We start from the raw sequence: 16,911 nt of genomic DNA, 5'->3' as shown, positions 1-16,911 counted from the left end.
GAATTCGCTAATCAGAAGTTACCCTTATTGAACTGTTTTTTTCCAGTCCGCTGCGAATTTATCCATGCCTTGATCCGTCAGTGGGTGTTTGGAAATTTGTTCAATGACAGAGAATGGAACCGTAGCAATATGTGCTCCAGCCATAGCTACACGTGTAACGTGGTCTGGATGTCTTACGGAAGCTGCGATAATTTGAGCATCCAGGTTATGTGTACGGAACAATTCAGCTACTTTGGCAACCAATTGAACACCATCTTCCGAAATATCATCCAGACGTCCGAGGAATGGAGATACATAAGTAGCGCCTGCGCGTGCTGCAAGGAGTGCCTGATTCACAGTGAAGATCAACGTTACGTTGGTTTTCACACCTTTTTTGGTGAGGTAACGGCAAGCTTCAAGTCCTGCAAGTGTCATTGGCAGCTTAATTGTAATGTTTTTGTCGTTATTGTTGATTTTGATCAGTTCGTTCGCTTGAGCGATCATTTCTTCAGCTGTAAGGGCATCCGGTGTTACTTCTGCAGATACGGATTCAACTTCAGGTACTTCACGCAAGATTTCCTCAATGCGATCTTCAAATTTAATGCCTTCTTTGGCTACCAATGATGGGTTAGTTGTTACACCGGACAGGACGCCGATTTTGTATGCTTTTTTGATGTCTTCCAAGTTTGCTGTATCGATGAAAAATTTCATGTTAAAACCCTCCAGTTAATTTGTTTTTTGAATTACAAGTTTGAATTTACAGCGAGTGGTGCAGCCAGTGCATCTTCAGCGAATTGTTCTGACGGCTCATCGAACCACCAGTGATGACCTTCGGCAGCAAGCATCTCGTCTGATTCCACAGGACCATAGCTACCTGCAGGGTAGAGATGAAGCGGCAGCAGATTTTCCTCAAATGCCTCCAAGATTGGTTGAACCCAAGCCCAGGACAATTCAACTTCATCCCAATGAGCGAAGAACGTTGGATCCCCTTGGAGCGCGTCACGAATCAGGTTCTCATATGCTTCGGCCAGATCTTCCCGATCAGGTGCCAAATCAATGTGAACCGGCTTGAATTCCCCTTTGTTCTGAGGGTCGCTCGCATTGAGCTGAAGTGTCATGCTTTGATCAGGACTCATTTCAATGACAAGCAGGTTTGGCTTAGAGCCATTGCTCTTCGCTGCATTTGATTGACCAGACGGTTCCTTGAATTCGATGACGATACGTGTTGATTTCTCCTTCATTCGTTTACCTGTGCGGATGTAGAATGGAACCCCGCGCCAGAAGAAGTCATCAATCTGCAATTTCGCAGCTATAAAGGTATCGTTCATTGTATTTTCGGCAACGCCCGGCTCGGCAGCATACGCGCTTACCGCTTTGCCTTGGATGAATCCTTCAGCATATTGTCCACGAATCACGCTTGCACCCACATTTTGTTTCTGCAGCGGCTCGATCGATTCCATAATATGCTTTTTCTTCTGCCCAACCTTTTCGGTCGTGCTGTTGTATGGAAGCTGGATGGCCATCATCATGAGCAATTGCAGCATGTGATTCTGGAACATATCCCGCACGGCTCCTACATGATCATAGTAAGAAGCACGTTCCTCCACGCCAACAGTCTCGTTAGCCGTGATTTGCACGTTGGAGATGTAACGGTTGTTCCACAATGCTTTCATGATCGGATTGCTCTGATGCAAGGTTTCCAAACGCTGTACCATTGGTTTGCCGAGATAATGGTCAATCCGATAGATCTCTTCTTCCGTGAATGCCTCACTCAGTTTGTGATTAAGATCACGGGCCGATTGCAGATCATGACCGAAAGGTTTCTCAATTACGAGTCTCTTCCAGCCTTCAGTGGATCCAAGTCCGCTGCTTTGGATATTTTCGGCGATCGGTTCGAAGAATTCTGGGCCGACAGACAGATAGAACAGGCGATTGGACGGAATGCCCAGCTCTGCTTCTCTCTGTTCAACCAATTTTAACAGCTGTATATAATCTTCCTTATGGCTAATATTCAATACATTGTATCGAAAAGCCTGCACGAATGACTTCACACGTTCTGGATCCGGCTTGCGTCTAGAGAATTCATTCAATGACTTTTCAACTTGTGCCTGAAAAAATTCATCAGACCATTCTCTGCGGCCCAGGCCAATCAGTGAGAAGGTTTCAGGAAGTTTCTGCTCAATATATAAATTGTATAAGGCAGGATATATTTTTCTTTTGGCTAAATCGCCAGTAGCACCAAATAAAATAATGCTCGTTGGTTCCATTTCACCGTTCTCCTTCCAAGTAACTCTGGTTTCTTTTCTGTAGTTACACTATAATACGTTTTATAGCCATACAAGTAATTAATATATTTCACAGGAGCTATAGACAATATCTATGACAACAAATTATGAGTTATATAAAGTCTTTTACTGGGCTGCCAAAACCGGAAGTTTGACTCAAGCTGCCAAGGCACTCTATATCACTCAACCCAGTGTCAGCCATGCCATCAAGCAGCTGGAGGAAAGTTTCGGCCTTACATTGTTTTATCGGAATTCCAAAGGGGTGGCATTGACGCAGGAAGGCGTTAGCCTATATTCCTATATTGAACAATCCCAGATTCTGATTTCTCTAGCAGAAGAGAAAATGGCTGCATTGAAAAGTCTGGACAGTGGAGAGCTTCGAATCGGCGGCAGTGACTCCTTGTTCAAACATTACATGCTTGCTTACCTGGAAGAATTCCATACCCTCTATCCCAACATTAAGCTGCATCTAAGTCATGGGACAACGCCGGAAGTCATTACGTTTCTGAAAGAGGGCAAAATTGATCTCGGTGTTGTACGGATGCCGATTGTTGATCCACAGCTGGAGGTCCGTGAAAGCATACAGCTCAAGGATTGCTTCGTCGCGGGCGAACGTTATGCTCAGTTGAAGGACAAAGTGATGACACTGGATATGCTGCTTGAGCACCAGCTTATTCTCTTCTCGCGGAACAGCCGGGTTCGTATGGCCATAACGGAATTGTTTAATAGCTACGGTTACACACTGAAGCCTGAAATTGAGGTCGGAAGCGTTGATCTGCTCATTGAATTCGCACGGCGGGGATTGGGTATTTCTTATGTAACCCGTGAATTTATCTCCAAGGAGCTGGAAGAAGGTTCACTGTTTGAAATTCAGCTCGATGTCCCTCTTCCCCCTTCACATGTGGGGATTATGACCAAACGGAACATGCCTATTTCCCTGGCGGCCAACCGATTTATGGATCTCATTTTTAAAAGTTAAATAAATCCTTAACACAAATAAGTGCTTCTACTCCTGATTAGGAAAAGAAGCACTTATTATTGATCTTGATAGCGATTATTGCTTTAGTTATTTTTATTTATTGCTGTACTCTTGTAAAACTTTGCGCTGCAGAAAGCTCATTATGTTCCAAACATTTGCTCCAGCTCCAGCAGACGGCTCTTGATTCGATGTGGAATTATCTCAAATAACTCGTCCCATAGGATAAACTTCTCCGGTCCAAGTATATACTCCTCAAACAGCATTGTCGGCACAAAGGCTTTGGTCTGGAGATATTTCCTTACCCGGGCATCAATGAATTCATTGGTCTCATAATAATTTTGGAACAAGTCGTTTACCAATAGGCCGTCACATCCGGCTTGGATACCTGCAGAGGAATACAAATCGGGAAGCAGCTCAAACACGACAGGAAGCGGGGAGAACGCGTGCTTACCTGGCTGTGAATAGAGGCAGACGTGACGATCAACCATATTCACCCGATCCCTCAGCATCCCGCGCAGCACTTTACCATGAAAACTGGCTTCACAATCCACTACCTCTCCATCATGACCCACATAGATCCATACATGTTCCATTTCATACAGGTGCCCTATCTCATAATCCCACCATATCGCATACTCAATCACAAATTGCACGGCCTCAACCGGGAAAAGGATCTCACGCCTAAACGAAGGTGAAGGACCAGGTTTCTCGAGCAGTGAAATACCAACCAGATCCGGATAAAACGGTTCGTTCTGATCAAACATCAGAATGGGCGCATAACTCATCGCTTTTTCCAGCAATACCATATCCATTGTCGTCATCCATGTTCCCCTCCGTAAACCCTAAGTGTGATTACATGCTAAATCTATATTAACCAAGAAACTTGGTTGTGTATATTTGTGCAAAACAAAAGCCAGTAACCAGACGTGTATTCTGGTCACAGGCTTCGCCATGATCTGAAATGAAACTAAAGTCATCCTTTGCTTTTAGATGCTGGGTTCACTTGGTCCGAAACGGACTCCACACAACCAATTGGCGGTCCCAGGATCGCATCATTTTGTATGGATGCAACCGCTTGGGCATAAGCTTCTTCGTCAATGCAGTAGGCTCTATGCGCCACCTCAGGAGGTGTTGCAGCCAGGAAGTCTGCCCCCAGCACAATATCAGGAGTGGGCTGATCAAAGATGGTCAGCAAGTGAACATCGTCCGTATCTGCCACAAACCAGTGGAACCATCCCTTGGGGAAAATGGAGACTTGACCGGGTTTCAAATGATAATTAATCCGCCTGCGGGAAAAGGGATCAAATACGGATGTAGTAATCTCTCCACTAATCAGGACAATCATTTCCGTCGTGTTGGTATGCCAGTGAGGCTGAACAATAATCCCCTTGCTCATGTGTACATTGAAAAAGCCATTTTGAATGGTGGGCAGTTGTTCCCCGAATAACTGCGTAACATAATTTCGCGGATCTCGCTGATAGTTCAGTACAGCAGTGGAATCACCCGCGAGCTGAATATTCGGGATTTGCAAAATCGGATTGATCATGCTAATTTTTTCCTCCTTATGGGCGAACATCTCATTGTTGTAATGTATGCCCGGAGCGCTGAGATCATGCTGTTAAAGGGGGCGGTGCATATCTTTCTTCCTTGGTCTATCTTTATTTTCTTGTGAGTCATGGCGTATATGCGGGTAAGAACATATAAGGACGGAAAGGTGGGGTTATCATTTGAAGTGGAATACAATCACATATCTTGCACTCGGGATCATCGTCACTTTAGCTCTGGCGGCCTATAGTTCAGCTCCTGAGGAGCGTTCGAAGATTCAAACCTCAGAGAACATGCAGAAACGACAGGAAATCCAGATGAAAAGCTATCCAGCGGCGGAAGGTGAAGCATTATCACAAGGAGCCAGAACTAACAAGAAGCCCGTCGAATCCCAGGAGCGTCAACCACTGTCCGTTACCGAAGCATCCACAAGTATTATTAAAGCTCTTTCAGAAAAAGACATGGAGACTGTAGCTTCATGGGCTTCAGCGGATGGAGTCCGCTTCTCCCCTTTTGCCAACATTGACCCAGTCCATGATCTGGTGTTCACACCAGATGAGATTAGCAACCTACTGAGAGATCCTACCAGATATGTATGGCGAACACTACCTGATATGGACGATGACAAAATCAAAATGACCTATGCAGATTATCATCTTAAATATGTGTATAACAAGGACTTTATTCATGATGGCGAAAACGCTGTAAATGTTCTTCTTGGCAAAGATGCTCATCCTGGTAATTTACACGAGATATACCCTGAGGCCAATCATGATTTCGTTGAATTCCATGTTAAAGGCACAGACGCCGAGGGAAAAGATTGGCATACACTGCGTCTGGTATTTGAGCAGATCGGTCAGGACCACATCCTTATTGGTATCGTCCATGATCAAGGGATACCCTGATAAAACTTCTTTTCTAGCACTCTTATAGCCCAGACTGCAATATAAATAACGCCCCCGACCTGAATGGAAATGAGGTCTGAGGCGTTTTTGAATGCCTATAATATTCTAATTTAGGTTTTTGTACGCAAACTTTATCCTATAGAATTGAATTACACTTCAGTCGAGCCAGATCAAGATGCCCGCAGCGTTGTTCCACAATACTCATAATCTGTTGATTGTTTAGGATAGATTTTCGCTTCAGGATATTCGAACTGTCGTTCCACAGTATTCACATTCTGTCGACATATTCGGATATACTTTTGCTTTGGCTCCACATCCGGGGCAATTTACCGAAACAGCCTCTTGGGGTTTCTCAAACTCATCTTCATATTGTTCATATTGTTCATACTCTTCATCATATTCTTCCTCATAATACTCATCATGATTGGAGTGGTGGTGATAAGTATCAGCGGCATACGCGTGAGAGTGAAACTTCGGTTTACTGCACATTTTAATCCCCGTAACAAGCACGATAACACCAGGTACAAAGAATATAATGGTACTAATGACGGCAACATCCGTGCCTTCTGATACTAAAAACAGCGAGAAAAGAATAGTTAGCGATGAAATCAAAATTAAGATGATCCCGAAAAATTTTTTCACAGCTTTTCCTCCTGAAAACTCATGATTTGCTAGCGATTAATTGTCGATTCCGCTCAGTTAACCGGTGTTTTAATTGTGATAATTGCCCAGCAAGCCGCTCGCTGTTAACCCCTTCACCCGTGGCAATTTCACTATTCATTAATTCAATATCCAGCAAAATTTGGTGATCGTTATATATAAGTGAATCTGGAGTAATGGGATCACTGTATCTTACTAGCTCAATGAGAGATTTGACATCTCTCCTCTGCTCATCCACTGATGCTGTTAGAGGATTTCCCAGCGTATGATGTAATTGTTGAAGAGCTTTTTCGATTAGCTGCAGTGTTACCATTTTCGTTTGCATGCCTGCTTCCTGACGTTGCGTATTTCGAATATAAATTATAATAATGCCGCACAGAACCAATGCCAGTGCCAATGTTACGATATGTACTAACGTGAATAAGCGAAATGAAAGATGAGCTATGCTTGTGAATAGAGAGTAAAAGACTACACAAAGGAGGTACATGACTGCAACTACACCCAATGCTGTATAACCAGGCACAAACCGTTTAACCTGTTCCAAATTGCTCATGATATAACGTACATATATCCAGATAGCGGTAATCGCGACGTAGGAAGCGACCAGATTGATCCAAAATGCAACAGACCCTACCGCATCATTGAATATCGTAAATGAAACGACAGAGGTTACCACGATACAGATCAGATAGATCGCATTTAAAATCAGGAAGTTACTTTGTTTCGTAGTCACTAGACCTGTCCCCCCTTTTGCAGATTGTGTCCGCAATCCAGACAGAACTTCTGACCCGGTTTCACTTCATGCTGACATTGACTGCATTTTAATGCCAGATTGGTGCCACAATTGCCGCAAAATTTGGTGTTTCCAGAATTCATGTGGCTACATTTTGGACAAGGACTTGGCATGGGCTGATGACACTGAATACATTCTACAGCGGTCTCCGGATTATCTGCTCCGCACGAAGGGCATGCATGATATTTGTCACCGCAATTAGGACAGAATTTGGTCCCCTTTTGTAATGAATGTCCACAATTGTTGCAATCCGTTGAGGCTGCTTCCTTTTTCAAAGACTTACCGCATTTACTGCAAAAAGAGGCTTGTTCCTGATTCGGATGGTGGCAGTGCTCGCACATATGCATGGGTGGCGTTTCAGTAGTAGACATTACCCGTGACATTTGGGACATTTCACTGCTGAAGGAACCTCCGAGACCAACACCCATACCCATTCCAAGCCCTGCACCCATAATGTCGGACTGCATGCTTCCTTCATTTTTGGCTGCCCCTTCAAGCGTATCGAAAGAGCGTTCCTGCTGATAGGTGTATCCGATAATATCCATCTCGGCTTTGCGTGCCAGTGCTTCCCTCAACCGGATGACGGAAGGGTCCTCTTCAGGCAGATTGATATTGTGTATATACAGATTAATTAATTCGATGCCAAACTCATCAAATGTTGAAGCTATTGTATCTGCAAAATGTCGGGATATTTCTGCGATATAGGCGTTGATTTCCAAGACACTAACTTTTCTATGTACTAAGTAGGAAGACAACATGGAGTTAATATTCATAATGATCAACCCGCGGAAATAATTGACCAGATTGATTTGGTTAAATTCAGGCAATGTTCCTACCAACTTGACCAGAAATTTGCGTGAATCAGCAATTTTGATTCCCATCTGACCAAAAGTCCTTACAGGAACGATAATGTTATATTTGGGGTCTTGAATCTGAATCGGATTCGCTGTTCCCCATTTGACATCCAGAGCGCTTACTTGGTTTACATACCATACTTCTGCTGCAAAAGGTGACTTCCCACCGAACGGTAGGTTAACAATCCGGTTTAAAATCGGAATATTGGCGGTACTTAACGTATGGCGTCCTGGACCGAATAAATCTAGCGCCCTCCCATCCTTGAAAAGTATGGCTTGTTGTGACTGATTCACAATCAGTTGGGTCCAAGTTCCCAGTTCGTTCTCTGGATGCTTCCAGGCAAACACATCGGGTGAGCCATCATACTTAATTACATCAATAATTGCCATGTTCAATTCCTCACTTCAGTATATGATTACTACAAAAGCTCAATCAGACTATGATTCTAAAATCTCATTATTAAACGAACTAGTTAAAACGACTATATATTATTCTACGGAATTCTTGTTTAAGCATTGCTATTTTACCATTTCTAACCTCTTTTCGCATCAAAATAGTTCATTTTTCCCGTGTTGTTTTTCCTAAAAAAATTATTTCTGCTCCAGGCAAAAAAACGCCTTTAGGCATTTAGAATGCAAAAGACGCGTAAATGTAATTTCGTCGTTCCGTTATGAAAAGTATACATAATGTCTTCTAGTTTAAAATCGCTTCGATAAATGGTACAGGTTCCCCTATAAATGCATCAAACGTTCCGAGGTTTGCATATTCCTGATGTTCTAAATCAACGTAACCAATAAGCTTTTTACTGGGATTCCAGACGAGATGAATATGGGAGTATTGATCTACATCCGCAGATAAACGAAGCAGTTTCTGTCTGCCCATCTTCATCTCCACAGTATCTAACAGACTAAAGAAATCTACATATGTAATCCCTGATTCGTTATCAGGCAATTCCACTCTCCGCGGTCCTTCTTTAAGAAAATGAACAAGTTCCTTCGGCAGCTTGTAAGGCTTTAACGCATGCAACTTGTTACTTAAGTCATGGAATTCCTTCGGTTCGCGAGCCTTTAAGTAATCGGCCATCACGTCATTTTTTTGACTAACCGCAATCGTGTATGCCCGTTCCCCGTCCTTTTCCTGGATGGTCACATCTGCCCCCTGTTCCACGAGAAATTGAACCATCTTCATATTGTTGTTACGAGCAGCAACAGTAAGCGGGGTTGGCCTATAAGGGTACACCATATCCGGTTCATTATAGTTAATGTCTACCCCTTCATCCAGCAAGTACTGTATCGTTCTCATATCATGGCCAGACACTGCTGTGCGCAATGTTTTCCCACCATATTTGCGAATGTCCAGTCCAAGCTCGTTCAGTACAGCTATATTCTTTTTGTTGCCGTAATAGGCTTCATCGTACGCACTCGATTTCACCTTGTTTAAACCAGTCAACTTCGCACCCTTTTGGTGCAGATACCGGACGACCTCTTCTCCGCCATATCTGGCTGCGGTAAGAATAGATGGTTTATCCTTCATATTGAGATTGACGCCGTTCTCTACGAATAACTCTATGATCTTCTGATGATTGGTGATCAAAGCAAGATCAAGCGGTGTCAATGCTATGTATTTGCTGAGAGAGATAGGTGCATCCAGATCCACACCCTCTCTGATCTTTTCTTCTACGGCAGCAGTGTCTCCCTTATAGATCGCCATGGCGAAATCAGGCAGCGTTTCAAACGTTCCTTGACTTCCAATTTTGAACACAGGTGTACCCTCCCAGTTGGTATATATTGATATGAAAACTACTTATAAGCATCTACTCTATTATAACTTCGATATATATTTTTGCCTAAATGGATCTCATCTCCTTTACTTCATTTGAGCTCAGCACTTTCCTATGCTAATATTATGAACACCTATTTTATAAACAGCCTCAGAAAGGAACATTATGAATCCTTCATCCGTACAATCTATTTTTCAACAACATATTCCGTCATTGGATCTGCGAAGCTGTCTCGTCAGCATGCAAGGGGAGAGCATATACAAGCATTATCGCAATAAGGAAGCAGCAAGCCAGATCGCCAAAGTTAATTCTTGCACCAAAAGCGTGCTGTCTGCACTTATCTGTATCGCTATGGATCACGGTTGGCTGCCAGATGCATCTACTCCACTGTCTGCCTTTTTTCCGGCGCTGGTTTCAGATCCTGACCCCCGCAAACCGCAAATTACTCTGGAACAGCTGCTCACCATGACAGCCGGCTTCAACTGGGATGAGTTTGGTGGACAGAATTCGTTTCCACGTATGACACGCACGGAGCATTGGGTGAACTTTGCGTTGGAACAACGTCTCAGTCATACACCCGGAACACACATGGAATACAATTCGGGGGTATCGCAAATACTTGCGGCCATTCTAATGCAGCATACTGGAATGAGTGTAGCCGGATTCGCTGAACGGTATTTGTTTGGTCCATTGGGGATTACGGAGTATCAGTGGGAGTGTGATCCTCAGGGTGTACATACAGGAGGCTTCGGGTTAAAGATGCTGCCCGATGATTTGCTGAAATTCGGTCAGCTCTTTTTGCAGGAAGGCATGTGGCATGGTGAGCGTTTGATTTCAAGTGAACTGGTTAACCGTTCCACAGAAGCATTCATTACCGTGACACCACCGAATCGTGGGAGCTACGGCTGGCACTGGTGGGTCGATACTTGCAAGAGGGATGAACGATCTGAATATAGTGAAGAACGTAAACAATCTTCGGAGTCAGATTCCACCTCCATTAACAGTTCTGACCGAAACTTAACTGTACTTGACTATTATTACGCCCGTGGATTCGGCGGTCAGTTTGTATACATTGTTCCTGAGCTTGAGCTTGTTACGGTCCTGACGAACGACAAGCGAAAAAAGGAAAAGCCTCCTCTGGATGTTTTCCCTAGATTGATCGCTCCACAGTTACTTAGCCTATTGTAAACCGCATCTATCAGTTAATATGTAACCCCGTATAACCCCAACCATGACCGGATATTTTCCGATCGGTTGGGGTTGCTCGCGTACATTTTCACTTCGTTACACCTCAAAAAGTGTCTCTTCAATTGCACGCGTTATAGGATAGGGACCTGACTCCTTATTGGAGAGTACAACTAGTTGTGCAGCATGTCCAGGGTATACCGAAGACATAAACGACACGCCAGGATCAAATCCCATGACATGTATTTTGAATATCCCTTCATTTTTTTGATCAACCCAAACACCACGTCCATAGTAAGTCTCGCCTTCTTCATGAACATGAGGTGTAATCAAATGTTGTGTTGTCGATTCACTCAATAACTGATAAGTTAACAGTCCATCCCAGAAACGAATCATATCAGGTGCTGTTGTATACGCCCCACCATCGGCCCCGCCCTTGATTGGGATTGAGAATATATTGGTGTTCCAGGTTCCATCCTCGTTGTCGATATATCCAATTGCTGTGTTTCGAGGAAGCTGATCGGTCAAAAAATAACCGGAATTCGTCATTCCGCAACGTTTAAAAATGTGTTCCTGTACATATTCCGTGAAAGGTTGCCCCGATTGTTCTTCCACAATTAAGCCTAACACGATAAATGCCGCATTATTATAGTGGAAACGTTCACCCGGAGCTGACTTCATCGGCAGATGCTGGAACATCGGTAAAAAGTCGCTCCCATTCCGCATGGAATAGACGGGCCGCTCTTTCCACAATTCAGCGAAATCCTCCATGACCTCTTCGTCAAAGTAATCCGGTATGCCTGAGGTGTGCGTTAGCAATTGATGAATGGTAATCTCCTTGTTCCACAGAGAAAAATTAATATTCAATGCATCCACAAGCTTTGTTTCATATGACAGCCTGCCCTGTTCAATCAGTTGACATATGCTCACTGCCGTGAAAATTTTGCACCCTGATGCAATTCCAAATCGGGTATCGATCTGGTTGAAAAGCTCATCGCTGCGATTCGCGTATCCCCGGCTCAGATTCAAGAGTGTCTGTCCGTTTTGTCTTAACAAAACTACACCTGAAAAATCCTTAGAATCCATTAGTTCTTCCACTTTACGTGCTGCATCCATTATATTGGTCATTTATTATTCACCTATCTTCTTTTTCATTTCTTTTCTTAACACCATATCTCCCCAATATGTAGCTTTTCTCTATCCTATTATGATTCCGCTATAAGCCCCTTTACTTTTGTTTCAAATACATCCCACTTTAAATCAAACCCCTTTTCAAAGCTCCACCCGTTTGAACGGAGTTTCTCGCCTAAATAAATGAAATTAGCACGCTGCTCATCGTTTAAACTCACATCAAAAAGTTCTTCACTATACTTGAACTTATCCAAGTAGTCGAGCAATTCCAAGAACGTATCATCTTTATAATTGTCTTCCTCCATTCCATGATTTAAGAGAATAGAATCAAGGGCATCATCAAGTTTCTCTGTAACAAGGGTTTCATTTTGCCAATTATGATCGATTTGGTACTGTATCGTCTCTTCAAGTTGAGCTAGATCTCTGTAAATGGAAGAATTCAATAATTCATTTTTAATTTCTTGTTTCCTGCCTGCACGTTCATGATTTTGAAAAAACGCCAAATTCCCGAGCAGTGAGAATATTAAAATTACTTTAAACCAGTCTGATTTTTTCATACTCTCCTCTTTTCATCACCACTTAGATATTCCCGATTCTATCTTTCTATGACCTTCCTTTCGATGACGTAAAATAATAAAAAACCGAATATAAGCCCACATATGGTATGAGGTGTTGTTCCAGAAGTGATCAATAGATAACCCAAGGTTAAATCATAATAAGAAATAGGTAGACTAGACCAATACAACAGCGGAACTAAAGAGACATAGAGTGAAGGTATGCCGAATATACAGAGTTTAATCCAATTTATTTTCCATTCTCCAGGCTTTCGCATTAAATCTAATAATCTTATCAAACCGAGTAATACGCCAATGAACATTGGAAATAGGACAGAGAAAACAATACTAGCTTGAAGTTGATACGTCTTCTGAGCTTCTAACTGTAAATATTGTTGATATTTTAACCCAAATATAAAGACTAAGATCATTATTAGTAAAAATCCCAAATAAACAAACAAGTTATTTGACAATAACTTTTTCATATATTCACCTCACTTAGTTTAATAACCCATACGTTCCAAGTATAGCTTTATTTAGAAACATGTCATTTAATAAACGCTATTTCTTATGGTTTTGTTTGTTTTTTTACCACTAAAATATCCTGCCCTCTGGTTGAATGTTTCCGATAAAATAAAAAAGCCGCTAGATTAGCGACATTAATGAAAATATCTTCTTGTCTCTCGACATCTGAAGAAAGCCCAGATAGTTAATAATCACATTTTATATTTAGACTCTGCATTAACGAGATAATACAGCGTCACGTAGATGGTAAGAATAAATACGCCAAAAAACAAGCAAAATGCAAGCGATGGACGACTGATACTTTCTATCATTAAGTTAAACAGCGTATCACGGTTAGTTAGTGCATCCCAGCTGTTGAGTCGGTAGACCCTACCTAGCAAGACACCGTAACTTCCCAACGCACAACCCGCCAATACAAAGACCCATGATGCCACATTCCCCAATTTTCGATGTATGACCTCCTGGAGCTGATACATGGACAAAAAACCGAGCAGCAGACCTGTCCAGACAAACATCAACAAGACAATCAGATCGTACCAGTACTTGTAATCCAGACCGCTGCCAACATAATAACGGGAGCTTCGCGCCGTCAAATGAACAAGATCCGTTACGATATAAGACGCATTCGGGAAAAACAGCAACCATAAGAGCCCACTTGCCACCGCAAGCCATGGAGCAGCTCTCCACTTCGATACACTGAAGCCATATGATATGTAAGAGAAAACAAAAGGAATCCAAGCCAAGAAGAGATTCCAGATGAGAAATCGGTAATAACGTTGGTCCAGCCAATCAGCAGCTGCAAAGTACAGTCCTACTGTCACCACAGTAACTAAGCTTAGGAAAATAAAAACTTTAAAATAATTCAGCTGTCTCAATAGTGCCTACCTCACTTATTTTCGAAAATTGCGAATGATCCCTTCCATGCTCAACCTAAAAATTGAATTAATCACCACATTAGGATCATACCACGTACTCCGCGAGAATCAAATTTATCTGAGTTCGGTACTACTATGAGGTCCGTTGAAAAACATTATGCCGATACTGGAATCCATACTTGCATAGCACAAAAGCGGCTGTTCCGTTAATAGGAGCAAGCCGCTTTTAATTGTTCACTTCTTCTTCTCCGTTGCCGTTCAATGACTTCCTGCTGCAATGGTCTTCAATTTATCTGGATTCACAACCAGATAAACGGCCTCAATTCGTTGACCGGACAAGTCGGACTGAAGGCATATGACTTCGCTTACCTCACCATTGTTCAGGAGTGCAACCTGGACTTCTCCATTGATAATCGTTGGCACCCACTCCCGCTCCCTTAATCGGGTAAGCACACGCCGTGAAGTCAGAAGAGCTAGGACACCCTTGTGAACCTTCATCGTTCTCATCACCGTATGTACCCTCCCACCACCGTCAGCAGTGAATACAGGTTGTTCAGAGAGCAGATCGAGCATGGCCGTCACATCATAAGCAAGAAAGGCAGTCGTGAAACGTGCGAGCAATTTTTCTTTAGTAGCATCATCTGTGGTGGTCTGGACCTTATCCGGAAGTTGATCCGGCAGGTTACGTCTGGCCCGACTAAAAATTTGTCGGCAATTGCTCTCCGTTTTGCCAAGCCAATCAGCAATCTCCCGGTACTCATACTGAAAGGCTTCTCGAAGTACAAATACAGCCCGCTCCACGGGCGTCAAACGTTCCAGCAGTACCATATAAGCATAGGAGATCATTTCTTTCTGCTCATAGGTTTGCTCAGGCAGATCCACTGTCTCGCCTATCGGCTCCGGAAGCCACTCACCAACATAGTGTTCTCTTTGATTGCGCGCGGAATTCAGCAGATTCAGGCTTCGATTTACTACAAGTTTGGCAATGTAGGATTTGGGATTACGGATAACCTCGTCAGATTTGCTATGCAGCCCTGCAAAGCAGTCCTGTACGACATCCTCTGCCTCCACAACACTCCCAAGCATTCGATAAGCAATGGAGAACGCATAAGCTTTATAACGGATATACAGTTCACCAACTTCCAGAGAAGACTCTTCCGGTTCAGTGGTGAGTTTATCAGGATTCATATGAAGGCCTCCTCTGGAAGCGGTATTTGAAATTTTTAATTAAAGCAGCCTGGATACATGCCTGTCGTGATTGCAATTCGGTTCCAGTTGTTAATGGTATTAATCGCCATAACCAGATCTACCAGTTCTTCTTCACTAAAGTGTTCCCGGACCTTATTGTATAATTCCAGTGAAACCCCTTGTTCAGAAATTCGGGTCACAGCTTCAGCCAGTTCAAGCATAACACGCTCTTTTTCCGTAAATAAAGGAGTTTCGCGCCAAACGCTAAGCAGCAGGATATGATCTGCGTAATCACCAAGCTTCATCAGATCTTTGGCATGCATATCAAGACAGAAAGCACAGCCGTTGATTTGTGAAACTCTGATTTTTAACAGTTCATATAATACTTTATCTTCAAATTGACCCGATATAAACTGCTCCATTGCCATTAATGCCTTGAAAGCCCCGGGATTCGCTGCTCTGTAATTCATTCTCAAAGTCATCTCATTCGCCTCCGTATTGTAGTGTACATACTGAAGACAAATGAACAGATGAATCTGTGACATTCATTTCAAAAAAAAATTATGAAATATAATTAGTATCTCCAACCATTACCAATAATAGGACGCTGTACAGTGTACGGCATATATTCGGACTCTGCTGGTACATAAGCAGCATTTGGATTATGCCCATACGTTGGATTCATTGAATCGGGGTAAATATATTCCGGACTTGGCGCGTATTGCATCTGTACATAAGGCTGAACGTTTGGTTGGATGTTTGGTTGGACGTTCGGCTGGCTGTTTGGTTTAGGCATGTTATCGTCAGCTGGTGACACTTGAGTTGCACAATCTGCAGGCGGTCCAATGAATACCGTCTTTTGAATAGGAGCTAAAGTCTCTTTCACCTTGTTCTCATCCAGACAATACGTATGGGCCAGCACACTCGCAGGCGTCAGACGCAGAATGTCTGAACCAAATATCGCTTCTGGGACCGGAGCATCGAAAATGGCCAGCAGGTGAGTCTGATCAACCGTTGCAACTTCATAATGCCACCAGCCTTGGGGAACATTCGCTACCTGGCCAGGACTAATAGGGAAGTTTAATAATTTGTTGGTAAAGGGGTTAATGAGGGATACGACAGCAGAACCACTAATACAATAGACCAGTTCTGTTGCATTTTGATGTATGTGAGGTTCAACGACATTGCCAGTACTCAAATAAATATCCAACAGGGATGCATTCCCCAATGTATTTAACTGTTTAATGGATAGGGAATTGATGTAGTTATTTTCATCCTTTTTGAACAATTGATTCTGGTTCACATCATACGTGAACTGTGTGGTTGGTAACGTATAATCCATATAAGAAGTCGCCAAAAGTTAACGCCTGCCCTTCGCTCATGGTTTAGGTAAAAACCTATACGCCAGCTTATGCCCTGGGCATATATGCGTGAGCCCAATTTTGCAGGAGCCGATTTCGGGGCAAATATAAACATAAAAAAAACCTTGAGCCATTTCAAGGGTTCTGATTATACACAGAAAGGACCGAGAGTGAAGGTAATTAACCTTATACTCTAGATCCTTTCTGTCAATGCTGAGATGCGCGTGGAGGGACTTGAACCCCCACGTCAAAGACGCTAGATCCTAAGTCTAGTGCGTCTGCCAATTCCGCCACACGCGCATATCGTATTA

General features: G+C 43.0%; 17 protein-coding genes and 1 tRNA gene. 3 read left to right on the top strand and 15 right to left on the bottom strand.

The annotated features are described in order from the left end of the window. Window positions 1–24 precede the first annotated feature (24 nt). On the bottom strand, window positions 25–690 hold the full coding sequence (gene fsa, locus PIL01S_RS05555) for a fructose-6-phosphate aldolase (protein WP_095357317.1): 666 nt from the start codon (window positions 688–690) through the stop codon (window positions 25–27). 32 nt (window positions 691–722) lie between these two features. After that, window positions 723–2,246 carry a glucose-6-phosphate dehydrogenase gene (gene zwf, locus PIL01S_RS05550; protein WP_127536648.1) on the bottom strand — a complete coding sequence of 508 codons (1,524 nt, stop codon included), beginning with the start codon at window positions 2,244–2,246 and terminating at the stop codon, window positions 723–725. Between the two features lie 112 nt (window positions 2,247–2,358). Here zwf and PIL01S_RS05545 point away from each other — a divergent pair, with 112 nt between their 5' ends. Continuing rightward, window positions 2,359–3,243 carry a LysR family transcriptional regulator gene (locus tag PIL01S_RS05545; protein WP_095286386.1) on the top strand — a complete coding sequence of 295 codons (885 nt, stop codon included), beginning with the start codon at window positions 2,359–2,361 and terminating at the stop codon, window positions 3,241–3,243. Window positions 3,244–3,383: 140 nt separating this feature from the next. Here PIL01S_RS05545 and PIL01S_RS05540 read toward each other — a convergent pair whose 3' ends face one another. Beyond that, entirely contained in the window at window positions 3,384–4,064 is a 681-nt protein-coding gene (locus PIL01S_RS05540) for a hypothetical protein (protein ID WP_127536647.1), read from the bottom strand. 152 nt (window positions 4,065–4,216) lie between these two features. Beyond that, window positions 4,217–4,789: a cupin domain-containing protein gene (locus PIL01S_RS05535; protein WP_127536646.1), complete on the bottom strand. Its 573-nt coding sequence runs from the start codon at window positions 4,787–4,789 to the stop codon at window positions 4,217–4,219. Between the two features lie 181 nt (window positions 4,790–4,970). Here PIL01S_RS05535 and PIL01S_RS05530 point away from each other — a divergent pair, with 181 nt between their 5' ends. Then, the gene (locus tag PIL01S_RS05530) at window positions 4,971–5,693 is read left to right on the top strand and encodes a hypothetical protein (RefSeq protein WP_127536645.1); all 723 of its coding nucleotides are present in this window, start codon (window positions 4,971–4,973) and stop codon (window positions 5,691–5,693) included. A gap of 237 nt (window positions 5,694–5,930) precedes the next feature. On the opposite strand, the gene PIL01S_RS05525 is transcribed toward PIL01S_RS05530, so the two are convergent. From PIL01S_RS05525 to PIL01S_RS05510, 4 genes are all read right to left on the bottom strand, one after another. Continuing rightward, complete coding sequence (locus PIL01S_RS05525; RefSeq protein WP_127536644.1) at window positions 5,931–6,335, bottom strand: hypothetical protein; 405 nt, start codon at window positions 6,333–6,335, stop codon at window positions 5,931–5,933. A gap of 19 nt (window positions 6,336–6,354) precedes the next feature. Beyond that, the gene (locus tag PIL01S_RS05520; protein WP_127536643.1) at window positions 6,355–7,086 is read right to left on the bottom strand and encodes a hypothetical protein; all 732 of its coding nucleotides are present in this window, start codon (window positions 7,084–7,086) and stop codon (window positions 6,355–6,357) included. Then, the gene (locus PIL01S_RS05515) at window positions 7,086–8,390 is read right to left on the bottom strand and encodes an SPFH domain-containing protein (RefSeq protein ID WP_127536642.1); all 1,305 of its coding nucleotides are present in this window, start codon (window positions 8,388–8,390) and stop codon (window positions 7,086–7,088) included. Before PIL01S_RS05515 ends, PIL01S_RS05520 begins: the two co-directional genes overlap by 1 nt. 304 nt (window positions 8,391–8,694) lie before the next feature. After that, the gene (locus tag PIL01S_RS05510) at window positions 8,695–9,762 is read right to left on the bottom strand and encodes an ankyrin repeat domain-containing protein (protein WP_371859918.1); all 1,068 of its coding nucleotides are present in this window, start codon (window positions 9,760–9,762) and stop codon (window positions 8,695–8,697) included. Between the two features lie 184 nt (window positions 9,763–9,946). On the opposite strand from PIL01S_RS05510, the gene PIL01S_RS05505 reads away from it, so the two are divergent. Then, complete coding sequence (locus PIL01S_RS05505) at window positions 9,947–10,969, top strand: serine hydrolase domain-containing protein (RefSeq protein ID WP_127536641.1); 1,023 nt, start codon at window positions 9,947–9,949, stop codon at window positions 10,967–10,969. Window positions 10,970–11,065: 96 nt separating this feature from the next. Here PIL01S_RS05505 and PIL01S_RS05500 read toward each other — a convergent pair whose 3' ends face one another. The 7 genes from PIL01S_RS05500 to PIL01S_RS05470 all read right to left on the bottom strand — a co-directional run bounded on the left by PIL01S_RS05500 (window position 11,066) and on the right by PIL01S_RS05470 (window position 16,900). After that, the gene (locus tag PIL01S_RS05500) at window positions 11,066–12,094 is read right to left on the bottom strand and encodes a serine hydrolase domain-containing protein (protein WP_127536640.1); all 1,029 of its coding nucleotides are present in this window, start codon (window positions 12,092–12,094) and stop codon (window positions 11,066–11,068) included. Window positions 12,095–12,171: 77 nt separating this feature from the next. Then, window positions 12,172–12,654 (bottom strand): hypothetical protein, encoded by a 483-nt coding sequence (locus tag PIL01S_RS05495; protein ID WP_127536639.1) that lies wholly within the window; start codon window positions 12,652–12,654, stop codon window positions 12,172–12,174. 713 nt (window positions 12,655–13,367) lie between these two features. After that, entirely contained in the window at window positions 13,368–14,051 is a 684-nt protein-coding gene (locus PIL01S_RS05490) for a DUF1361 domain-containing protein (protein WP_127536638.1), read from the bottom strand. A gap of 258 nt (window positions 14,052–14,309) precedes the next feature. Then, window positions 14,310–15,239 carry a sigma-70 family RNA polymerase sigma factor gene (locus tag PIL01S_RS05485; RefSeq protein ID WP_127536637.1) on the bottom strand — a complete coding sequence of 310 codons (930 nt, stop codon included), beginning with the start codon at window positions 15,237–15,239 and terminating at the stop codon, window positions 14,310–14,312. A gap of 35 nt (window positions 15,240–15,274) precedes the next feature. Further along, the gene (locus tag PIL01S_RS05480; protein WP_127536636.1) at window positions 15,275–15,721 is read right to left on the bottom strand and encodes a carboxymuconolactone decarboxylase family protein; all 447 of its coding nucleotides are present in this window, start codon (window positions 15,719–15,721) and stop codon (window positions 15,275–15,277) included. Window positions 15,722–15,813: 92 nt separating this feature from the next. Further along, window positions 15,814–16,596, bottom strand: coding sequence for a cupin domain-containing protein (locus PIL01S_RS05475; RefSeq protein WP_127536635.1), 783 nt, complete (start codon window positions 16,594–16,596; stop codon window positions 15,814–15,816). A 223-nt stretch (window positions 16,597–16,819) separates the two neighbouring features. After that, window positions 16,820–16,900: transfer RNA gene (locus tag PIL01S_RS05470), tRNA-Leu, on the bottom strand. Window positions 16,901–16,911 lie beyond the last annotated feature (11 nt).

Origin of the sequence: Paenibacillus illinoisensis NBRC 15959 (assembly GCF_004000925.1) — a bacterium.
Classification (GTDB): domain Bacteria; phylum Bacillota; class Bacilli; order Paenibacillales; family Paenibacillaceae; genus Paenibacillus; species Paenibacillus illinoisensis.
The sequence above is the reverse complement of the archived record's forward strand: the minus strand, read 5'-3'. Positions and strand labels throughout refer to the sequence as shown.

Bases quoted from the DNA above. Each gene is read 5' to 3' on its own strand.
- PIL01S_RS05505 (WP_127536641.1), top strand. From the start codon at position 9,947: ATGAATCCTTCATCCGTACAATCTATTTTTCAACAACATATTCCGTCA.
- PIL01S_RS05500 (WP_127536640.1), bottom strand. From the start codon at position 12,094: ATGACCAATATAATGGATGCAGCACGTAAAGTGGAAGAACTAATGGAT.
- PIL01S_RS05480 (WP_127536636.1), bottom strand. From the start codon at position 15,721: ATGACTTTGAGAATGAATTACAGAGCAGCGAATCCCGGGGCTTTCAAG.
- PIL01S_RS05540 (WP_127536647.1), bottom strand. From the start codon at position 4,064: ATGACGACAATGGATATGGTATTGCTGGAAAAAGCGATGAGTTATGCG.
- PIL01S_RS05545 (WP_095286386.1), top strand. From the start codon at position 2,359: ATGACAACAAATTATGAGTTATATAAAGTCTTTTACTGGGCTGCCAAA.
- zwf (WP_127536648.1), bottom strand. From the start codon at position 2,246: ATGGAACCAACGAGCATTATTTTATTTGGTGCTACTGGCGATTTAGCC.
- PIL01S_RS05535 (WP_127536646.1), bottom strand. From the start codon at position 4,789: ATGATCAATCCGATTTTGCAAATCCCGAATATTCAGCTCGCGGGTGAT.
- PIL01S_RS05485 (WP_127536637.1), bottom strand. From the start codon at position 15,239: ATGAATCCTGATAAACTCACCACTGAACCGGAAGAGTCTTCTCTGGAA.
- PIL01S_RS05515 (WP_127536642.1), bottom strand. From the start codon at position 8,390: ATGGCAATTATTGATGTAATTAAGTATGATGGCTCACCCGATGTGTTT.
- fsa (WP_095357317.1), bottom strand. From the start codon at position 690: ATGAAATTTTTCATCGATACAGCAAACTTGGAAGACATCAAAAAAGCA.
- PIL01S_RS05495 (WP_127536639.1), bottom strand. From the start codon at position 12,654: ATGAAAAAATCAGACTGGTTTAAAGTAATTTTAATATTCTCACTGCTC.